Genomic DNA, 16,983 nt, shown 5'->3' with positions numbered 1-16,983 from the left:
TGCTACCACCTCCGGTTGGGAAGGAAGGTCGCCAAGAGGAGGAATACGGAGAAGGGTGCCAGCAGTGCATCCGCCAGCAGGATCCTCGCCCCCTGCGCTACGTCCATCGCACCAGCGGACGCGCCCAGGAAATGGGAGACGGGAGACTGGCGGAAGGCGTACAGTACTGCCGTAGCCCGCAGCGCGTACGCCAGCAGTGCCCCGCCCGCCGCCGGCGTGAACAGCAGCAGGAAGCCGCAGAGGAAGAACAGCCCGTGACTAGCCGCCAGAGTCATAAGCAGCAGCTGGTGGCGCAGACGGTATACCCGGCCCACCGACTGATGCCGCAATTTTTGACGGAGGTACGCCCGCCAGGACACGGTGGGCTCGGAGTACGTCCAGGCCTCCGGCCGGGTGACGCGGGCGGTGAGGGAGGGCGTGGCGTGGGCATTGACCAGCAGGTCGTCATCGCCACCGAGGTGATCGGCGTGACCGCTGAAGCCGCCGGCACTGGTGAAGAAACTGCGGTAGTAGGCCAGGTTGCGGCCCACGCCCATATAGGGATGGCCGAGCCGCGCCAGCCCCTGGTACTGCAGGGCGGTATGGGTAGCTTCGAAGCGCTGCCAGAAGGCTAGTGTACCCGGCCGGTAGCGGTAGGGGGAGCAGCCCAGCACGAGCTGATCGCCGCGGGTGAGGGGAGCCACCATGTACCGTAGCCACTGGTCGGTGGCGGGGGTGCAGTCGGCGTCGGTCAGGACAAGAAGCTCGTGGCTAGCGGCCTCAATACCGGCGGTCAGGGCGTCCTTCTTGCCTGGGCGGGTGGGCCCCGGCTGGAGGAGGCGGAGCCGGGGGAAGCGGTTCTGCAGGTAGCGCACGATGGCTACGGAGGCATCGGTAGACTGATCGTCGACGGCGACCAGCTCGAAATTCGGATAGTTCTGGCTCAGGATGCCGCGCAGGCTAGCCTCCAGGTGGGTGGCCTCGTTGCGGAAGCAGACGATGACCGAGACCGGCGGAAAGTCAATGGGGCCCGGTAGAGCGGGGTCCGGAGCGAGTGCGCGGCGGTACACCCACCCCCAGAGCAGCAGCCGGGTAGCCGTGGCCAGGAGGAGCAGGGCGACCAGCACGGGGGCTTACGCTTCAGTGACCACCTCGTCCCACTCGGGGTGGCGCTGTACGTAGCTGGCCACGAAGGGGCAGGAGGGGATGGCCATGAGGCCGTTTTCGCGGGCGTACTGCAGGGCGGCTACGACCATGGAGGTACCGATGCCCTGTCCGGCTAGGTCTTCGGGCACTTCGGTATGCACCAGGTCGATCATGTCCTCGCCGCGCATCTGGTAGACGAGTTTGGAGGTCTGGGAGCCGTTGAGGACTTCAAATTGATGCTTCTCTTTATTGTTGACGACGGACTCGCTCGGATCGGACATGCGTACTTGCTTTGTAACGAGGCAATAGTACGCACTTTAAACCGGGATGTTTGCTCAGAGCTCCTTGCGCAGGCGGGCTACGGGCAGACCAAGCTGCTCGCGGTACTTCGCTACCGTGCGGCGGGCAATATCGTAGCCGGCCTCCTTGAGCGCGGTTTGCAGCTTGGAGTCGTTGAGGGGCTTGCGCTTGTCCTCGGCGGCGATGATCTCGCCCAAGGTCTTCTTGACCTGGGTAGTGCTCACCTCCTCGCCCTCCTCATTGGTCATGCCTTCGCTGAAGAAGCGGCGCAGGGAGTAGGTGCCGAAGTCGGTCTGCACGAACTTGGAGTTCACTACCCGGCTCACGGTACTGATGTCGAGCTCGGTGGGTCCGGCGATATCCTTGAGGATCATGGGCCGCAGCGTCTTCAGGTCGCCGGTGCGGAAGAAGCCCTCCTGGTAGCGCACGATGGCCCACATCACGCTGTACAGCGTCTGCTGCCGCTGCTGGATGGCCTCGATGAACCAGCTGGCCGAGTCGATATTCTGACGGATGAAGCCGGCGGCCTGCTTCTGGGCGGTGGTGAGCTTGCCGGATTCTTTCTGCTTGCGGCGGTATTCGGCCAGCTGCTGCTGGTAGTAGTCGTTAATCTTGAGGTCGGGCGCGTTGCGGGCGGTGAGGCTAAGCTTGAGCTCGTCGTCGACCACGGTGACCAGGAAGTCGGGCACCACGACGCGGGCCGCTCTGCCCCCGGCGCGACCGGTAAGGCCGGAGGCGGGCTTAGGGTTGAGTTTGAGGATCTCGCCGAGGGCGTCCCGCAGCTCGTCCTGGTCTACTTCCAGCCGCTCCTGCAGCTTATCGTAGTGCTTCTTGCTGAACAGCTCGAAGTGATCGCGGATCACGGTCTGGGCCAGTACCAGGTCGGCAAAGGTGTGGTCGTCGATCAGCTCGCCGTCGTCGATCTTGCTGTTGAGCTGTAGCAGCAGGCACTCGCGCAGGTTGCGGGCGGCCAATCCGGGTGGCTCCAGCGATTGCACGATGCGCAGCACGTCCTTGATCTGTCGGGTGCTGACGTCGAGGTTGTAGTTGATCAGCAGGTCGTCGGCAATGGCCGAGGGCATGCGCTGCAGGTAGCCGTCGTCGTCGAGGTTACCGATGATCTGCAGGGAGATGGTGCGCTCCAGGGGGGACTCGAATTCCAGGTTCGCCAGCTGCCCCTCGAGGTACTCGAAGAAGGTGTTTTCGTCGGCCGTGTAGCTGCCGGGTGCGTCGTAGGTATCGTCGCCGCTGGATTGCTGGTAGTTCGTCGGGTCGTCGTCGATGTACTGCTGGAACAGCTCGTCCATTTCGAAGGGGTCGTCGCCGGCGGTGTCCACCTCCTGGGTATCGGTATCCGGGGCGGGCTCGGGGGCGGCTTCCTCCAGGGTGGGGTTGCGTTCCAGCTCCTCCTTCACCCGTTGTTCCAACTCGTACAGCGGCAGCTGCATCAGCTGCATGAGCTGAATCTGCCGGGGGCTGAGCTTCTGGAGCTGCGACTGTTTGAGAGATTGGCCTAACATGGGGGTGTAAGGTAGGTAATCGGCATAGAGTAGGGGGGCGCGCTCGCGGGTGCGGATGCTTAATTGCGGTTTAAGTTTGCTACCATACGCAGCATCCCGGCCAGTGCATCAGGGTCGTAGTACCGCCCGTTTGCAACCACCCCGTCGATCTCGTCGGAATTGCCGATGTCCTGCAGTGGATCGGCGCGTAGGATCACCAGATCGGCCCGGTAACCGGGCTCGATGCTACCACAGGCCTGCTGCATCATCTCACAGGGTAGTCGCGTACTACTCCGGATGATGTCAGGGGTGCGCATGCCCAGCCGGTGCATCAGTTGGAGCTCCTTGTGCAGGGTGAACCCCGGTACGGCGACCGGGATGTTGGCGTCGGTACCCGCCAGCAGCTTGACCCCATTTGCTACCAGGGACTTAAATACCAGTGCATGGAAATGAATGTAATCCTTCGTTCCCTGTATCCTTTCCTCCGTTTCTTCGGCGGTCTCGCCCGCGGGGAACCGGTAGGGGTTGACGGCTGGGTACCATCCAACGGCTCTCGAGGTCAGGACAGTCCCGCCCAGTAGCCCTGGATTCACATACGCTAGCTCTAGGTTCGACAGGGTCGAATCCAGCCGCACCTGCTGGTCGATAAAACTATGGGATAGCCAGAGCGTGGTGGTCACGTAGGTTCCGTCCCGATGCAGTTTTTTCGCTACCTGGTCGGCGGTGGCCTGTACGTACTCCTCCAGGCTCCCAGCCTGAGTAGGATTGCGTTCCTTTTCTCTGTCGTACGACCGGATGAGGAGTTTTACGATCTCCTCGATGTGAGCGATATCGTACTGACGATGGTTAAGGAAGTCAGCCAGGTATATTCCCAGCGGTATGTGACCGACTACCGGTATACGCTCGTCCCGTGCCGCTGCGAGTAGATGGACATACTCGGTGGAATCCAGCATACTACCGATCTTGACGAAGTCATATCCCCGCTCCTCAATGAAGTCAAAGAGTTCGTATGTCGGACTATAGTCATAGCTATTGATGTGGCCCTGGGACAGCCTGGTAAACAGCGCATTGAACGTTCCGTACGACTGCACCTTGTTGCTGCCGATCAGCATAGTCGGCCGGTTGACCGTGCTTTGCCGCCAGTCCAGGTGATCGGGGTTGCCCATCATCTCGCGGATACTGGTCACCCCCTGGGATAGGTACAGCAGCAGATCGTTTTTACTGCCCCATAGGTGGACGTGAGAATCGACAAAGCCCGGCAGTAAATACTTACCCGTTCCGTCGATCCGCTGGAAGTCCGCAGACGGTGGAGCGGTCGAGTCTACCGAGACGATCACCCCTTCCCTGATCCGCACGGTCTGATGGGGGATATAGCTACCGGAGTCTACCCGATAGACGGAGATATTGTCGATCTGTATAGCGTCGTCCACGAAGGAGACCTCCGCATCGGTGAATCTCGGAGTCAGCGCGCCGTACATCTTATCTAGCTCCCGGCCTGCCCAGAAGAATACGGCAACGAGTAGGACGCTGACTAGGAGAAACGCCCGGAGGAGGGTAGACTTCATCTGCTACTGTGTTGAGTCTGGACTGTCGCACTGGGGGACAAGGGTGCGCTGTGCAAGGGAATTAAGGTAAGAAATCGACGGGTCAGTGGCCGCTCTTACCGTCTCCTACGCGGACCCTTCGGTTGATGATCCACCCATTTCCTTCCCCCAGGTAGTAAAATAAGCCCAGTTCTCTGGCCTGAAAGGTGTAGCTCGGTTGGTATGGAGTTAGCAGGTCCCGTGCCTGCTGGAACCCTTCGCTAGTATCGAAGCCCGCGATGCTGGTGTGGAACTTTATGTTCGGTCCCTCGAATGCATGGGGGGACAGTCCGAACCTGGTCTTCACGTCCCGGAGGATCCCGTGGTGTAGGTCAAGGAGGGTCGGACTTTCCTTGACGTCGAGGAACAGGACCTTATCCCCGAACGACCCGAACCCGTTAAAGGCTAGCTCGAAGGGAGCTATGCGAGCGGCCAAATCCTCCAGGTAGCTGATGTGTCCTTCGATAGTATCTGTCTCGAAGGGTGACTTAATGGTGATATGGGGCGTCTGTCTGGCCAGCCGTACGCCCAGGGCCTGGTGCAGTTCCAATTGCACCGCCCGGACGAAGTTATGGACCGTGTGATCTAGTAGTATGGCGTATCCCAGGGTCATATCGAGCTATTTAGCTTGGGTGATGATCGGTCAGGCGGCCGCACTACTCACTTTGTGCTGGACCTACCGTATCGTCTGCGGGCCCACCCCAACACTAAGCTTGCGGTGATCGCCAGAAGTACCGCTAGTCCATTGAAAATTATGTCCTGCGGATCAAACACCCGGTTCGGCACGACAAGTTGCAGGCCCTCGTCCAGCAGTCCGACGAAGCAGGCCAGCACCGAGGCGAGTAGAGCGGGCTGGAGCGGCAACTTGCGCTGACTGGATCGCTCGAGCAGCGCCTTATGCAGAAAGATCGCCAGCACGCTGTACTCGATCAGGTGGCTGCGCTCCGGAGCGCCCAGGCGGAAGATTAGCATGACGTACACCGCGATAATGCCTAGCAGGATGGACAGTTCGACCCTGCCGGGTTTCGCGGTCAGTCCGTGCGCCAGCACCGCTGCCGTCACCAGGAGCAAACCAGACCCAAAGAAGATGGCCTGCACGTTCTGCTCCCTCAACTGACTGGCCAGCGGTCGTCCGATGAACAGCGTAGCGAAGATAGCTATCACTACGGCTGTGGTCCAGCCCCAGAGGCGCTTTTCCCGTATGGAGACGAATGGGGGGGTGGCGTGGCTCATAGGTAGGTTACCGAGACCGTTTCATAAAGTATATCAGGATAGATAGAAGGTACTGACTTTTTTACCTTGACGTATGCATAGTGAAAAATTATGGACTTGATGTAGCGGCCATGCCATGAGAAAATGAGCACAAAGCACGTTGCCGCAAGGGCACTAGTAGGTATTACTCACTTCATTGTATCGAGTAGTAAAGAGTAGCCTTACCCTGACCGACTTTCCTAACTACATTTTCTCTCCTCAGGTAGGCTATGTCTTTACGAAGAGTGTGTATCGATTCGTCGGGGAAGGCAACCGTCAAATCGACCATTTTAATCGGCTCGTTATTGTTGATATATTCCAGTACTGACGATTGCCGTTGGCTAAAGTATGACTTGCTGTTCCGAATTTCTTCAAATCTAGCCTCTAGTATGTCTATCGCCTCTCTCAGTGTTTTTAGAAAATAGAGAAGCCATTCACTGATATTTTCCTGGTCGCTGTATCTGTCCTTCTGGCATAGCATCAGAACCCGGTAATATTCCGCTTTGCGTTTTTCTATCTCCGTCTCCATCGAAGCATACTGCATAAAATCATACCCCTGCCGGAGGAGTAATAAGGTAGTCAACAGCCTCGATAGTCTACCGTTGCCATCTTGATAGGGGTGTATGGACAAGAACTCGTAAACAAAACTTCCAATCACTATCAAAGGATGATAGTCTTCGTTGCTGAGATGATCTACGGTCCAGGTGACGACGGTGTTCATCTCAGAAGCTACCCGTGCAGGTTCCGTCGTGTTAAAGATCACCTTCTGTCTTCCACCGGGATAATTTGCTACTACCTTGTTAGTTATCCGCTTGAATTGCCCGCGGTGGTACTCGTCTTTACTACTCGCCCGAAGAAGGGCCTTGTGTAAGTGATGTATATTATTAATGGTCAGATCGATGTCCCGGTAGGATGCTAGAATCAATTCCAGAACTTCATAATAACCAAAAACTTCCTGCTCTTCTCTTTCTTTGAGTCGACTCATCGAAATGTTCTGCAGCAGAGTTCTTACCTCATCGTTCGTCAGGGTAGATCCTTCTATCCTGGTTGATGAACCGATGCTAGCGATTGTAGCTATCTGTTTGAGTTCTTTCAGTAAAGTGGATTCACTGAGCGCTAGCCCCTGCCACTTACCCTTGAATGAATCGATGTAGGCAATATCCTTGATCAAGGTCTGAGATACCTTAAAACTAGCGCTTAGCTTGTTTTCCATGCTCCGACGTTTCTTGCGAAGTTAGCGCTCCTTTGATTGTTTTCCTAGTATCGTATTAGTAAATTACTAGAAAGAAGTACACATGGTTTTTCCTGGAATGGGTCGCGGCTTTATGACTTGCTCTACTTATCCGGGGTGACCCTATCGTGGATAGTATACAAAATTAATTCTGACCTATTCCCACTTCAAATTTAATTTCTCCTTATCCCAGAAATACTAGACCAATGATCATCATGTCGATACACCTCGAATCCCTGACAGGTAAGTATATCGATAAACTCTGACATATCATCTTCAATTGTATGAAACTCTATATTGATATTTTTAACTAACCTCATCCAGGATAGATCTTTGGCTCTGAGAATATCTACCTCGGTTCCTTCTATGTCAATTTTCACGTAATTAATAGTTGTTATATTATATTCCGAAATGACATCGTTGATCGATAGACTTTCTATTTTTACGTCTCCGCAATTATCCATAGGGTCCAAAATCACATAGCCGTCTTCTCTTCCAGATTTATTATAGCTCACAATGGAACTCCTATCGCTTATGGCTTTGTTGTGAATTGTTACATTCTCTAGTCCTCTAGTATTATAAATAGCAAGGTTATAATTATCCTGGTCCAGCTCAAATGCAATTATCTTTGCGTCAGGATACCAGTGCTTATACATTAATACACTAAACCCAATATTGGCACCAAAATCTAAAATAAGAGGAGCACTTCCGATATTGACCTGCGAGATTGGTTTATGAAATTGATCGTAAAATGTATATTTAAATACTTCACTGTCAATAGAGTTCTTCCGTAATTTTAGCTCGCGATTATATGTGTCCAAATTGAAAATTATATACTTGCCAAGTGATATAAATGGATATTTTATTTTTATGTAAGCCTCCAGTCCAACATGATTTATTAATCCACTTATTTTATTAGCTCTTTGGAAAGTTCCACCAAGATTCGCTAAAACAGGCACAACAATTTTTGAAAAAAATTTCCAGATCGTCATCATATAATGTATTAGGTGTTTGGCGAAATATAGAGGCTTACTGAATAATCCATGTTATGAATCGGAATTGTAATCCCACAATTGATTATTATTATCAGGCTAAATATATATAATATTGTTTCAATGCACTGCGTAGGTCCAACTTTGTTCAATATTTAGTTTCAACGTGTCGATTGCCGTAAACAGTGAGTCCGGTAGCCATTTCCTATATGGCGGGTACACCGATCTGTTGAACGAAGTCCGGTACGACATTTGCACCACGCACTACGTAAAATGTAGTTGCACATGACCCCCATTTGTCGAAACGCCTACCCCACACCGTACCCTGGAGGTAGCTTTCGTAGCACCGCCTAAAATAGTACGGCCGGATCCATATAGTCCTACTGATGGGACAGACTACGTGTGGCCCGAGGTAGTCCCTGCGGTATGCGCTCATGCAAATTGGATAGTCAACGATTCAATTTGCATATGCACCGCACCAGCGGCCCCGCCCCCCCACAAAACATCCCACCCCCCCGGCGTGTCCTACTCAGGCAACGCGATCTACCTCCTATGTCCCAACTGACCTTCCCTGATTTTGAATACGCCCGGCCCGACCTCGACCGGCTCGAAACCGCCTTTCACGCCGTGCTCGAAGCGCTCAAGACCGCCGATAGCCTGAATGATGCCAGCGCCGCCGTGGAGCAGATCGATAGCATCCGCGCTAGCGTGGCTACGGCCTATAATATCGGCTACATCCGCTACTCGATCGATACGCGGGATGAATTTTACCGGACCGAGAAGGACTGGTTCGACCAGCACCTGCCGCGGACCGAGCAGTGGCGGGTCGATTACTACCGCGCCCTGCTGGATAGTCCGCACCGGGAGGCGCTGGAGCAGCACTTTGGTAGTCAGTTGTTCGACTCGGCGAAGGTGAGCATCAATACCTTCCGGCCGGAGATCCTGGACGAGTTGCAGCAGGTCAATAAACTCAGCAGTGAATTTACTCAGCTACGGGGTGGGGCGGCCATTGAGCTCGACGGCACGACCTACAACCTCAGCAGCATCGCCCCCCTAGAGCAGGTGCCCGACCGCGACAAGCGCAAGAAAGCTAGTACCGCTAAATGGGACTGGTTCGCGCAGAACCGCCAGCGCTTCGAGGACGTGTACGGGGAAATGGTGACCCTACGCACCGAGATGGCCCGTAAGCTGGAGTACGACTCCTTCGTGGAGCTGGGCTATGCGAATATGAACCGTACGGACTACGGTCCGGCGGAGGTGGCCAACTTTCGCCGGCAGATCCAGGAGTTCATCGTGCCCATTGCGCAGAAGCTGTACGACAAGCAGCGCGAGCGCATCGGGGTAGACCGCCTGCGCTACTACGACCTGGGGTTCCGCTTTCCCGACGGCAACGCCAAGCCGCAGGGCGACCCGGCCGCGATCGTAGCTCACGCCGACAAGATGTACCGCGAGTTGAGCACCGAGACCGGTGAGTTTTTCCAGTACCTGCAGGACGCCAAGCTCATGGACCTGGAGGCCAAGGATGGCAAGGCCCCCGGCGGCTACTGCACCTTCATCAACGAGTACCAGGCCCCCTACATCTTTTCCAACTTCAACGGGACGAGCCACGACATCGACGTACTGACCCACGAGTTCGGTCACGCCTTCCAGGTGTACTCGAGCCGGGATCAGCGGCCCATGGAGTACAACTGGCCTACCTTCGACGCGGCCGAGATCCACTCCATGAGCATGGAGTTTTTCACCTACCCCTGGATGGAGGGCTTCTTCGGCCCCGATACCGAGAAGTACTACTTCAGTCACGTGGCCGGCGCCTTCCGCTTTCTGCCCTACGGCTGCGCGGTCGATGAGTTTCAGCACCGGGTGTACGACAACCCTACCCTCGACAACGACGGGCGCAACGCCATATGGAAGGAGATGGAGGCCAAGTACCTGCCCCACCTCGACTACTCCGACCACCCCCACCTGGCCGACGGTACCTTCTGGCAGAGCCAGGGCCACATCTTCTCGGTACCCTTCTACTACATCGACTACTGCCTGGCGCAGATCTGCGCCTTCCAGTTCTTCCTCCGCGACGAGCAGGACCACACCGGTGCCTGGGCCGACTACGTGAAGCTCTGCCGGGCCGGCGGCTCGAAGTCCTTCCTGCAGCTCGTCGAACTGGCCGGGCTCGAAAACCCCTTCGAGGACGGCGTCGTGGAGCGGATCGCTAACCGGATGCGGGAGCGGCTAGGGGTGTGATTCCTCGCTGATGACCCTTTTTCCTCTCCCCCAACCCCTCTCCAAGGGAGAGGGGAGGTTAGCCGCGGTAGTTACACAGACCAGTAGTTCTACTTACTCCCCCTCACAAAACGCCCACTACCATCAACCACCGGGGTCAGGACCAACAGCGGCAGGCGCATCTCCCCTCCCCACTGGGGAGGGGTTGGGGGAGAGGAATTCGCTTCCGCCTCTCCCTGCTTCTGTTCCTCCAGTTTGCCGTCTGGTCGAGCTGGCTCATCAATCTGGGCACCTACCTGCTGCAGTCGCTGGACTTCACTGGCCTGCAGGTAGGCATGATCTACGCCACCAATGCCGTGGCCGCTACCGTCACGCCGCCGCTGATGGGCTGGCTGGCGGATCGCCGCTTTCCCTCCGAGCGCCTCATGGGCGTGCTCAATACCGTGGGCGGCGGGGCGCTCATCGCCTGCTACTTCACCACCACCTTCCCCTGGTTCTACGGCTGGATGCTGCTGTTCAACCTGTGCTTCATTCCTACCTTCAGTCTCGCCGCGGCCATGTGCTTTCACCACCTGGAGCGGCCCGAGCGGGAGTATCCACGCATCCGCGTCTGGGGCACGGTGTCGTTCATGCTGGTGGGGGTGGCCCTGAGCGTGTTTCAGGTGGAGAATTCGCCACTGCCGATCCTGGCCGGCGGCATTACCTCTCTGCTGCTGGCGGCCTACTCCTTGTTGCTGCCGCATACGCCGCCACAGTCGGGCTTCGAGTGGTCGGCCTTCCGGGGGGAGGAGCTGCGCAAGGTATTCCGGCAGCGGGGCATGATCGTGCTGCTCATCGCGCTCATTGCCAGCTGCATCCCGTCGTCGTTCTACTACAGCTTCCTCAATCCTTTCCTCAACGAGGTAGGCTGGCCGGCCGCGGCGGCCAAGATGGCCGTGGGGCAGCTCTTCGAGATCGGGGTGGTGCTGGCCATGCCCTTCGTATTTCGCCGCTTCCGCTTTCGTAGCATCATCTTCTGGGGTCTCATGGCCTGGGGGCTGCGCTACTTCGCCTTTGCGGTGGGCCGGCCGGGGGAGCACGAGTGGCTACTCTACGCCGGTATTATCGTGCAGGGGGTGGCCTTCGCCTGGATCATCATCGCCGCCCAGATCTACATCGACAAGCGGGTACCCACGACGCTGCGCAATACGGCCCAGGGGCTGGTCTCCTTTGCCGATCTCGGGGTGGGCATCTTCCTGGGCAGTTGGATCGCCGGCGAGGTGGTCAGCGCGCATACGCTGCCATCGGGGGCGCACGACTGGTGGTCCATCTGGTTGGTGCCCGGGGTGGTGGGCGTGGTGGCGGCCGTCTTCTTCCTGCTGGCTTTCCCCAAGCGGGAGCAGCTGTAAGGTTCGGGCGGGGACGCAGGTGCGCTGTTTAGCCCTTCCGGTACGCTGCAGGACTCCTACCCTCTGACTGCTTAAAGGCGCGGTAGAAGGTGCCGCGGGAGTTGAAGCCGGCCAGGGTGGCGATGGCATCCACGCTCTGGCTGGCGTATTGGGGGTCGCGCAGCAGGCGCTTGGCTTCGCGCAGGCGGTAGTCGTTTACCAGGCCGTTGAAGTTGTGGTAGGACTGTTCACCGATCAGGCGGCTGAGGGTGCGGCAGCTGACGGACAGCCGGTCGGCGATCTCCTGCTGCATAAGTTGGGTGTCCAGGTAGGGGCGTTCACGCTCCATGAGCGTGATGAGTTGTTGCCAGCGGGTGGCGGCGGCGCTACGGTTAGCCTTGCCTCCGACGGACTCATTAAAGTGAATATCAGACTGAAAAACGGAAGACATACCAATAATTTGCTGTGTGCATGATTGCTAGGGCAAAGGTCTTGCATAGGTCACGACGGAACGTTCTGAAATCCGCCAAACGTAGTGAAAGGGCGGTGTTTAGGACAAATGTGGCGGGAATAGCTACACCTCACCGCTACTACACCATGCCCATCACCGGTATTTATGCTCAAATTTGGGATCTATCCATTCACCTCACCAGTAGTACGCCGCCGCCGGTAGGCCGCCGGACTGAGTTCGTGATCTTGTTTGAACGCCTTGTAGAAGGTGCCCTTGTGGTTAAAGCCTACCTCGGCCGCGATAGCGTCCATCGTGTAGTGATCGTAGCCCTCGTCGTTGAGTAGCTGACAGGCCGCCCGGACGCGAAACTCGTTGATGTAGCGGTTGAAGTGCTTACTGCTCTGGGAGCTGAGCACCCGGCTCAGGGTACGCTTGCTGCAGTGCAGGGCCTGCGCCAGATCGGCGATGGTCAGCACCGGACTCAGGTAGGCCCGCTGCTGCAGCAGGTAGTCGTTCATGCGTTGGAAGATCTCCGCGTAATCGGACGGCTCCCCGGCGGCCACCAGCGGCGCGTCCTTGCTATCCTGCTCGATGGGCTCACGCGCCGGGCGCAGCTGCTTCAGGCCATAGTAGCTCGCGTAGCTGATCGCGATCACGTTCGTCGCGGCCCCGAAGAGGATCCGCCAATCATCCGGCACCGGCAGGGGGCCGTAGCGGAACAGGGTGTAGAGCATCGCCTGGGCGAGGAGCCAGTACAACACGTTCCTGATCCACAGTACCTGCCGGTCCTTCAGGTTGGAGTAGTAGTTGAGCAAAAACTTGTTGTGCTTAGCCAGTAGCTGTACGGTCAGGTAGGTGTAGTACACCGCCGGCCCGATCGCCAGGATGGTGTAGACCCCCAGTATACCCTGGGTGGTCTCCACACTGAATAGTTCGCCCTGGGTTTTCAGCTCGATCACTACGGCGGTGCTGAATAGCACGAACTCCAGCAGGCCCGGCAGCAGGTGAATGCGGTCGCGCGACCACTTCAGCTTACCTACCAGCTGCAGGGTGTACAGGTACATCAGCGGCACCCGGAGGTACCAGAAGTAGAGGGGCAGGTAGTAGACCACGGGGTACTCCTCCCCAAACGGTAGCCGGATGAGGAGGTACGGAATGGCCCGCAGGCCCAGCGTGAGGATAAATAGCCCCAGCAGTGCCGTGGGGCGTGCGGGGCGGTGGGCAGCGTAAAGGATAATACCGAGCAGCAGTCCCTGAAATATTCCAAACGTGCTTACGAGGTCGGCAAATTTCATGAGTGACGAAGGAGCAATTCAGGAACGGCTCCAATATACCAAAACAAGCCGTTCCCGTGCCCGACCAGATTAGAATTCAACCTTCAGCCGCAAATTCACCCGCCGGCCCGTCAACCGGTTCGGCACGGCAAACTGCGACTCGAAGATCGTCTTGATGAAGGTGTTCCCCGCCTGGTTGGCCACGTTCATCAGGTTGAATACCTCCAGGCTCAGGTAGGTAGAGCGGGTGAAGCGTAGGGGAGAGGTGGCGCGGTTGCGCGAGGTCAGCCGGTCGTACAGCCGCCAGCTGAAGCCGATGTCGATGCGGTGGTAGGTGTTGAAGCGCAGCGTGTTGCGGTACACCGTGTTGTTGCCCTGAATGCCGAAGGGCAGCCCCCCGCCCACCGTCAGGTTCACGTGGGTGCGGAAGTTGGGGTTGTTGCGCAGGTAGTCCTGAAAGAACAGGGAAAGCTGGAACACCTGATCCGTGGGCCGTGGCACGTACTTGACCGAGTCGCTGAGCACCTCCCCCTCCGGCCCGCGGCCGGTCACCCGCTCGTGCTGTACCCCCGTGAGGGTCTCGCGGGCCCGCAACAGACTCAGGTTCAGCCAGCTGTCCGCCCCCGGCACGAACTCTCCGTTGAGGCGGAAGTCGAGTCCCGCCACGTAACCACTGGCATCGTTGAGTCCCGAGTACTGGATGCGCACGTTCTCGATCTCGTAGCTCACCAGGTCCCACAGCGATTTGTAGTAAGCCTCGGTGATGAGGCGGAACTTCTTGGGATTGCGCTTACCGTAGTAGAAGTCACTCGTCAGTCCCCCCACCAGGTGGAACGACTTCTGACTCCGTAGGTCCGTATTCACCGTGCCGTCCGGTGCCCGCAGTTCGCGGTAGAAGGGCTGCTGCTTGTACAGTCCGCCGGCCAGCTTGTAGGTGATGTCCTTGGTGCCGCCGAGCGGCTTATAGAGTAGCTGGGCGCGCGGACTGATGTCGATATCCCCGTTCAAGTCCCAGGCCACGGCCCGCACTCCGGCGCTGAGGCGGATGTCGGCCCGCCCGTCCTGCCGCCAGGTGTAGGTATCTTGGAAGAAGGCACTAAATCGGTTGCTACTTAGCTGGTTCTCGGTTTTGAGTACGCTGAACAGCCGCACCCCATCCTCGTCGAAGGGCAGGCTGTAGCCCGCCGAATCCAGCCGCTCCCACTCGTTGAGGTAGTCGTCGATGCGCTCGTGCTGGGCCTTCACGCTCCACTGCAGGAAGTGGGCCCGTGTAGTCACCGCATCGCCGCCGTTGAGCTCCAGCCCGCCGCGCAGCTCCGCGTTGTAGACCTGGATATCCAGGAAGTTGCGCACGTATTCCTGCTGCTCCCCTGCCCCGATGATATCGGTCACCTCCCCGAAGGTCTCCGAGCCCAGCCCGATGTCCAGGGAGCCCAGGGTGTAGCGGCCGCGAATCGAGATGCCTTCGTCCTCATCGCTGCGGAAGGCCGAGGTCATAAATTTCAGGAACAGGGGGTTAGCCGCCCGCTCCGGGATGTAGGTCAGCGAGAGCCCGCCCATCTGGGTCGCGAAGTCGTCCTGCTCCGCCCCCGTGTAGTTGGCGTTCAGTTGCAGGGTCTCGAAGAAGCCCCCGAAGGCCGTAGACCGCTGCAGCGGCGTGAAGTTGTACACGCTGCGGTTGTAGTTGCCCAGCACCCCCAGCTGGAGCGTCTGATTGAAGTCGTAGGTCACGTAAGCCTGCACGTCGTAGAAGTTGGGTTGGTACTCCCCCGAGGTCTCCAGCGTACCCAGGATGTAGCGGGTGGTCTTGTAGCGCACCCCGCCCAGGAAGCGCAGCCGCTGGTAGCTCGTGCGGCCCAGTTGCTTGCTGCCCTCTACGTGGGCCGATCCACCCAGCAGACTCGCATCCAGCGACGCCCGCAGACTGTCCGGCCGCTTGTACTTAATGTCCAGCACCGAGCTCAGCTTATCGCCGTAGCGTGCCTCGAAGCCCCCCGAGCTAAAGCTCAGGCTCCGCATCAGGTTGGGGTTGGCGAAGGTGAGTCCCTCCTGCTGCCCCTGCCGGATCAACTGCGGCCGGTAGATCTCGAAGTCGTTGACGTACACCAGGTTCTCGTCGTAGTTGCCGCCCCGCACGTTGTACTGGCTGGTCAGCTCCCCGCCCGCCCCGCTGCTCACGCCCAGCGCGATACTCGGCAGGATACTCTCCAGGTTGCCCGTCACGGAGGGCAGCAGCCGCAGCTGCGCCGGGTCTTCACGGATCATGCCCCCTTTCTCCACCTTACTCTCGCGCACGATCACCTCCAGCCCGCTCTCGATCGGGGCCAGGGCCACGTCGATCTGTTTACGTCCGCCGGCCGGCAATTCCTCCACCTTCACCTCCGTCAGTTGGTAGCCGATGCGGCTGAACACCAGCACGAAGGCCTCCCCGCTCGGCACCGTAGCCACATAGCGCCCGCTCTCGCCCGTCTCCACCGCACTACTGCTCCCCTTCACGTAGATCGTCGCAAAATCAACGGGCCGCTCACTCACCAGGTCCGTCACCCGTCCAGTCAGGGTAGCCGTCTCCACCTGGGCGCGTACGCCGGTGCAAAGCCACACCAGGAAGCAAAGAAGCAAAAGTCGTAACGGCATAAGTACTAGCAAGTGAAAAAGGGCAACGGTAAAGGTAGCCGCTTTCGTCTCCCCGCCCTGCCGCAGGCAGTCTACCCCCGAAGGGGTCTACCCAGCCGAAGGCGTCTAACGAGCCGCAGGCGTCTAACGAGCCGCAGGCGATCTACCAGCCGAAGGCGTCTAATAAGCCGCAGGCGATCTAATTTTTACCTACCTTCGCGCCTCCACCAAGCACCCCGCATGGCAACTGTAGTAAGCTTACTGAACCACAAAGGCGGCGTCGGAAAGACGACAAGCGCCATCAACATAGGAGCCGGCCTCGTAGAGCTCGGCCAGCGCGTCTTGCTGGTCGACCTCGACCCCCAGGCCAACCTGACCCTCAGCCTCGGCATTCCCCGCCAGTCCGTGACCATCTACGAGAGTATGATGGGCGAGTCGGACCTGGCGCCGTATGTCGTCAAGCCCGGCTTCGACGTAGTCACCTCCAGCCTCGACCTGTCGAGTGCCGAGATGGAACTGGTCAATGAGGCCGGTCGCGAATTCATCCTGCGCGAGCTCTTTGCCGGGGTAGACGAGGACTACGACTTCATCATCATCGACTGTCCGCCCAGCCTGGGCCTGCTCACCCTCAACGCGCTCACCAGCAGCCAGCAGGTGATCATCCCGCTGCAGACCGAGTTTCTCGCCATGCAGGGCCTGGCCAAGATCAAGCAGGTGATCCAGAAGGTGAAGCTGCGGCTCAATAAGGAGCTCCACATCAGCGGCGTACTGGCTACCATGTACGACCAGCGCAAGGTGCTCAACCGCGACGTAGTGGAAACGATCAAGAAGTACTTCGGCCCCCTCATCTTCGACACCTACATCCGCAACAACGTGTCGCTGGCCGAAGCCCCCTCCCAGGGCCAGGACATTTTCACTTACAGCCGGAGCAGCCACGGGGCTAAGGACTACCTTAAGGTCTGTAAGGAGATCATCGAGCGGACCGAACAGCCCGTGCACCTGCGGCCCCGCACCAAAAAAGACGTGCCCGCTTAAATCCCCCGCATCATTCTGCAGCTAGCCGAACCCCCCCTCGGCGCT

Annotated in this window: 13 protein-coding genes and 1 pseudogene; 3 read left to right on the top strand and 11 right to left on the bottom strand. The window is 58.1% G+C overall.

From position 1 onward, the window contains the following. Positions 1-2: 2 nt before the first annotated feature. The 8 genes from MJQ68_RS09530 to MJQ68_RS09495 all read right to left on the bottom strand — a co-directional run bounded on the left by MJQ68_RS09530 (position 3) and on the right by MJQ68_RS09495 (position 7,984). Positions 3-1,106, bottom strand: coding sequence for a glycosyltransferase (locus tag MJQ68_RS09530; protein ID WP_238750835.1), 1,104 nt, complete (start codon positions 1,104-1,106; stop codon positions 3-5). Between the two features lie 6 nt (positions 1,107-1,112). Continuing rightward, complete coding sequence (locus MJQ68_RS09525) at positions 1,113-1,406, bottom strand: GNAT family N-acetyltransferase (RefSeq protein ID WP_238750833.1); 294 nt, start codon at positions 1,404-1,406, stop codon at positions 1,113-1,115. A gap of 54 nt (positions 1,407-1,460) precedes the next feature. Next, positions 1,461-2,945 carry an RNA polymerase factor sigma-54 gene (rpoN, locus tag MJQ68_RS09520; RefSeq protein ID WP_238750832.1) on the bottom strand — a complete coding sequence of 495 codons (1,485 nt, stop codon included), beginning with the start codon at positions 2,943-2,945 and terminating at the stop codon, positions 1,461-1,463. Between the two features lie 59 nt (positions 2,946-3,004). Further along, positions 3,005-4,489 (bottom strand): amidohydrolase family protein, encoded by a 1,485-nt coding sequence (locus MJQ68_RS09515; protein WP_238750831.1) that lies wholly within the window; start codon positions 4,487-4,489, stop codon positions 3,005-3,007. Positions 4,490-4,571: 82 nt separating this feature from the next. Beyond that, positions 4,572-5,120 carry a 2'-5' RNA ligase family protein gene (locus MJQ68_RS09510; RefSeq protein WP_238750830.1) on the bottom strand — a complete coding sequence of 183 codons (549 nt, stop codon included), beginning with the start codon at positions 5,118-5,120 and terminating at the stop codon, positions 4,572-4,574. Positions 5,121-5,167: 47 nt separating this feature from the next. Further along, entirely contained in the window at positions 5,168-5,740 is a 573-nt protein-coding gene (locus tag MJQ68_RS09505; RefSeq protein WP_238750828.1) for a VanZ family protein, read from the bottom strand. Positions 5,741-5,912: 172 nt separating this feature from the next. Then, positions 5,913-6,971, bottom strand: a complete 1,059-nt coding sequence (locus tag MJQ68_RS09500) for a Fic family protein (RefSeq protein WP_238750827.1) — start codon at positions 6,969-6,971, stop codon at positions 5,913-5,915. Positions 6,972-7,162: 191 nt separating this feature from the next. Further along, positions 7,163-7,984, bottom strand: a complete 822-nt coding sequence (locus tag MJQ68_RS09495) for an FkbM family methyltransferase (RefSeq protein ID WP_238750826.1) — start codon at positions 7,982-7,984, stop codon at positions 7,163-7,165. Positions 7,985-8,533: 549 nt separating this feature from the next. Between MJQ68_RS09495 and MJQ68_RS09490 the strand changes: the two genes are divergently transcribed. Both MJQ68_RS09490 and MJQ68_RS09485 read left to right on the top strand, forming a co-directional pair. After that, positions 8,534-10,219 carry a M3 family oligoendopeptidase gene (locus tag MJQ68_RS09490; protein ID WP_238750825.1) on the top strand — a complete coding sequence of 562 codons (1,686 nt, stop codon included), beginning with the start codon at positions 8,534-8,536 and terminating at the stop codon, positions 10,217-10,219. A gap of 110 nt (positions 10,220-10,329) precedes the next feature. Beyond that, positions 10,330-11,586, top strand: a pseudogene (locus MJQ68_RS09485) (MFS transporter); the annotation flags it as partial. 28 nt (positions 11,587-11,614) lie between these two features. Here MJQ68_RS09485 and MJQ68_RS09480 read toward each other — a convergent pair. The 3 genes from MJQ68_RS09480 to MJQ68_RS09470 all read right to left on the bottom strand — a co-directional run bounded on the left by MJQ68_RS09480 (position 11,615) and on the right by MJQ68_RS09470 (position 15,924). Beyond that, complete coding sequence (locus MJQ68_RS09480) at positions 11,615-12,016, bottom strand: helix-turn-helix transcriptional regulator (RefSeq protein WP_238750824.1); 402 nt, start codon at positions 12,014-12,016, stop codon at positions 11,615-11,617. A 182-nt stretch (positions 12,017-12,198) separates the two neighbouring features. Beyond that, the gene (locus MJQ68_RS09475) at positions 12,199-13,311 is read right to left on the bottom strand and encodes a helix-turn-helix domain-containing protein (RefSeq protein WP_238750823.1); all 1,113 of its coding nucleotides are present in this window, start codon (positions 13,309-13,311) and stop codon (positions 12,199-12,201) included. Positions 13,312-13,380: 69 nt separating this feature from the next. Then, positions 13,381-15,924, bottom strand: a complete 2,544-nt coding sequence (locus MJQ68_RS09470) for a TonB-dependent receptor (RefSeq protein ID WP_238750822.1) — start codon at positions 15,922-15,924, stop codon at positions 13,381-13,383. Between the two features lie 219 nt (positions 15,925-16,143). On the opposite strand from MJQ68_RS09470, the gene MJQ68_RS09465 reads away from it, so the two are divergent. Then, positions 16,144-16,938, top strand: a complete 795-nt coding sequence (locus MJQ68_RS09465; RefSeq protein ID WP_238750821.1) for a ParA family protein — start codon at positions 16,144-16,146, stop codon at positions 16,936-16,938. The last annotated feature ends 45 nt before the right edge of the window (positions 16,939-16,983 follow it).

Source organism: Neolewinella maritima, assembly GCF_923081025.1.
GTDB lineage: Bacteria > Bacteroidota > Bacteroidia > Chitinophagales > Saprospiraceae > Neolewinella > Neolewinella maritima.
The sequence above is the reverse complement of the archived record's forward strand: the minus strand, read 5'-3'. Positions and strand labels throughout refer to the sequence as shown.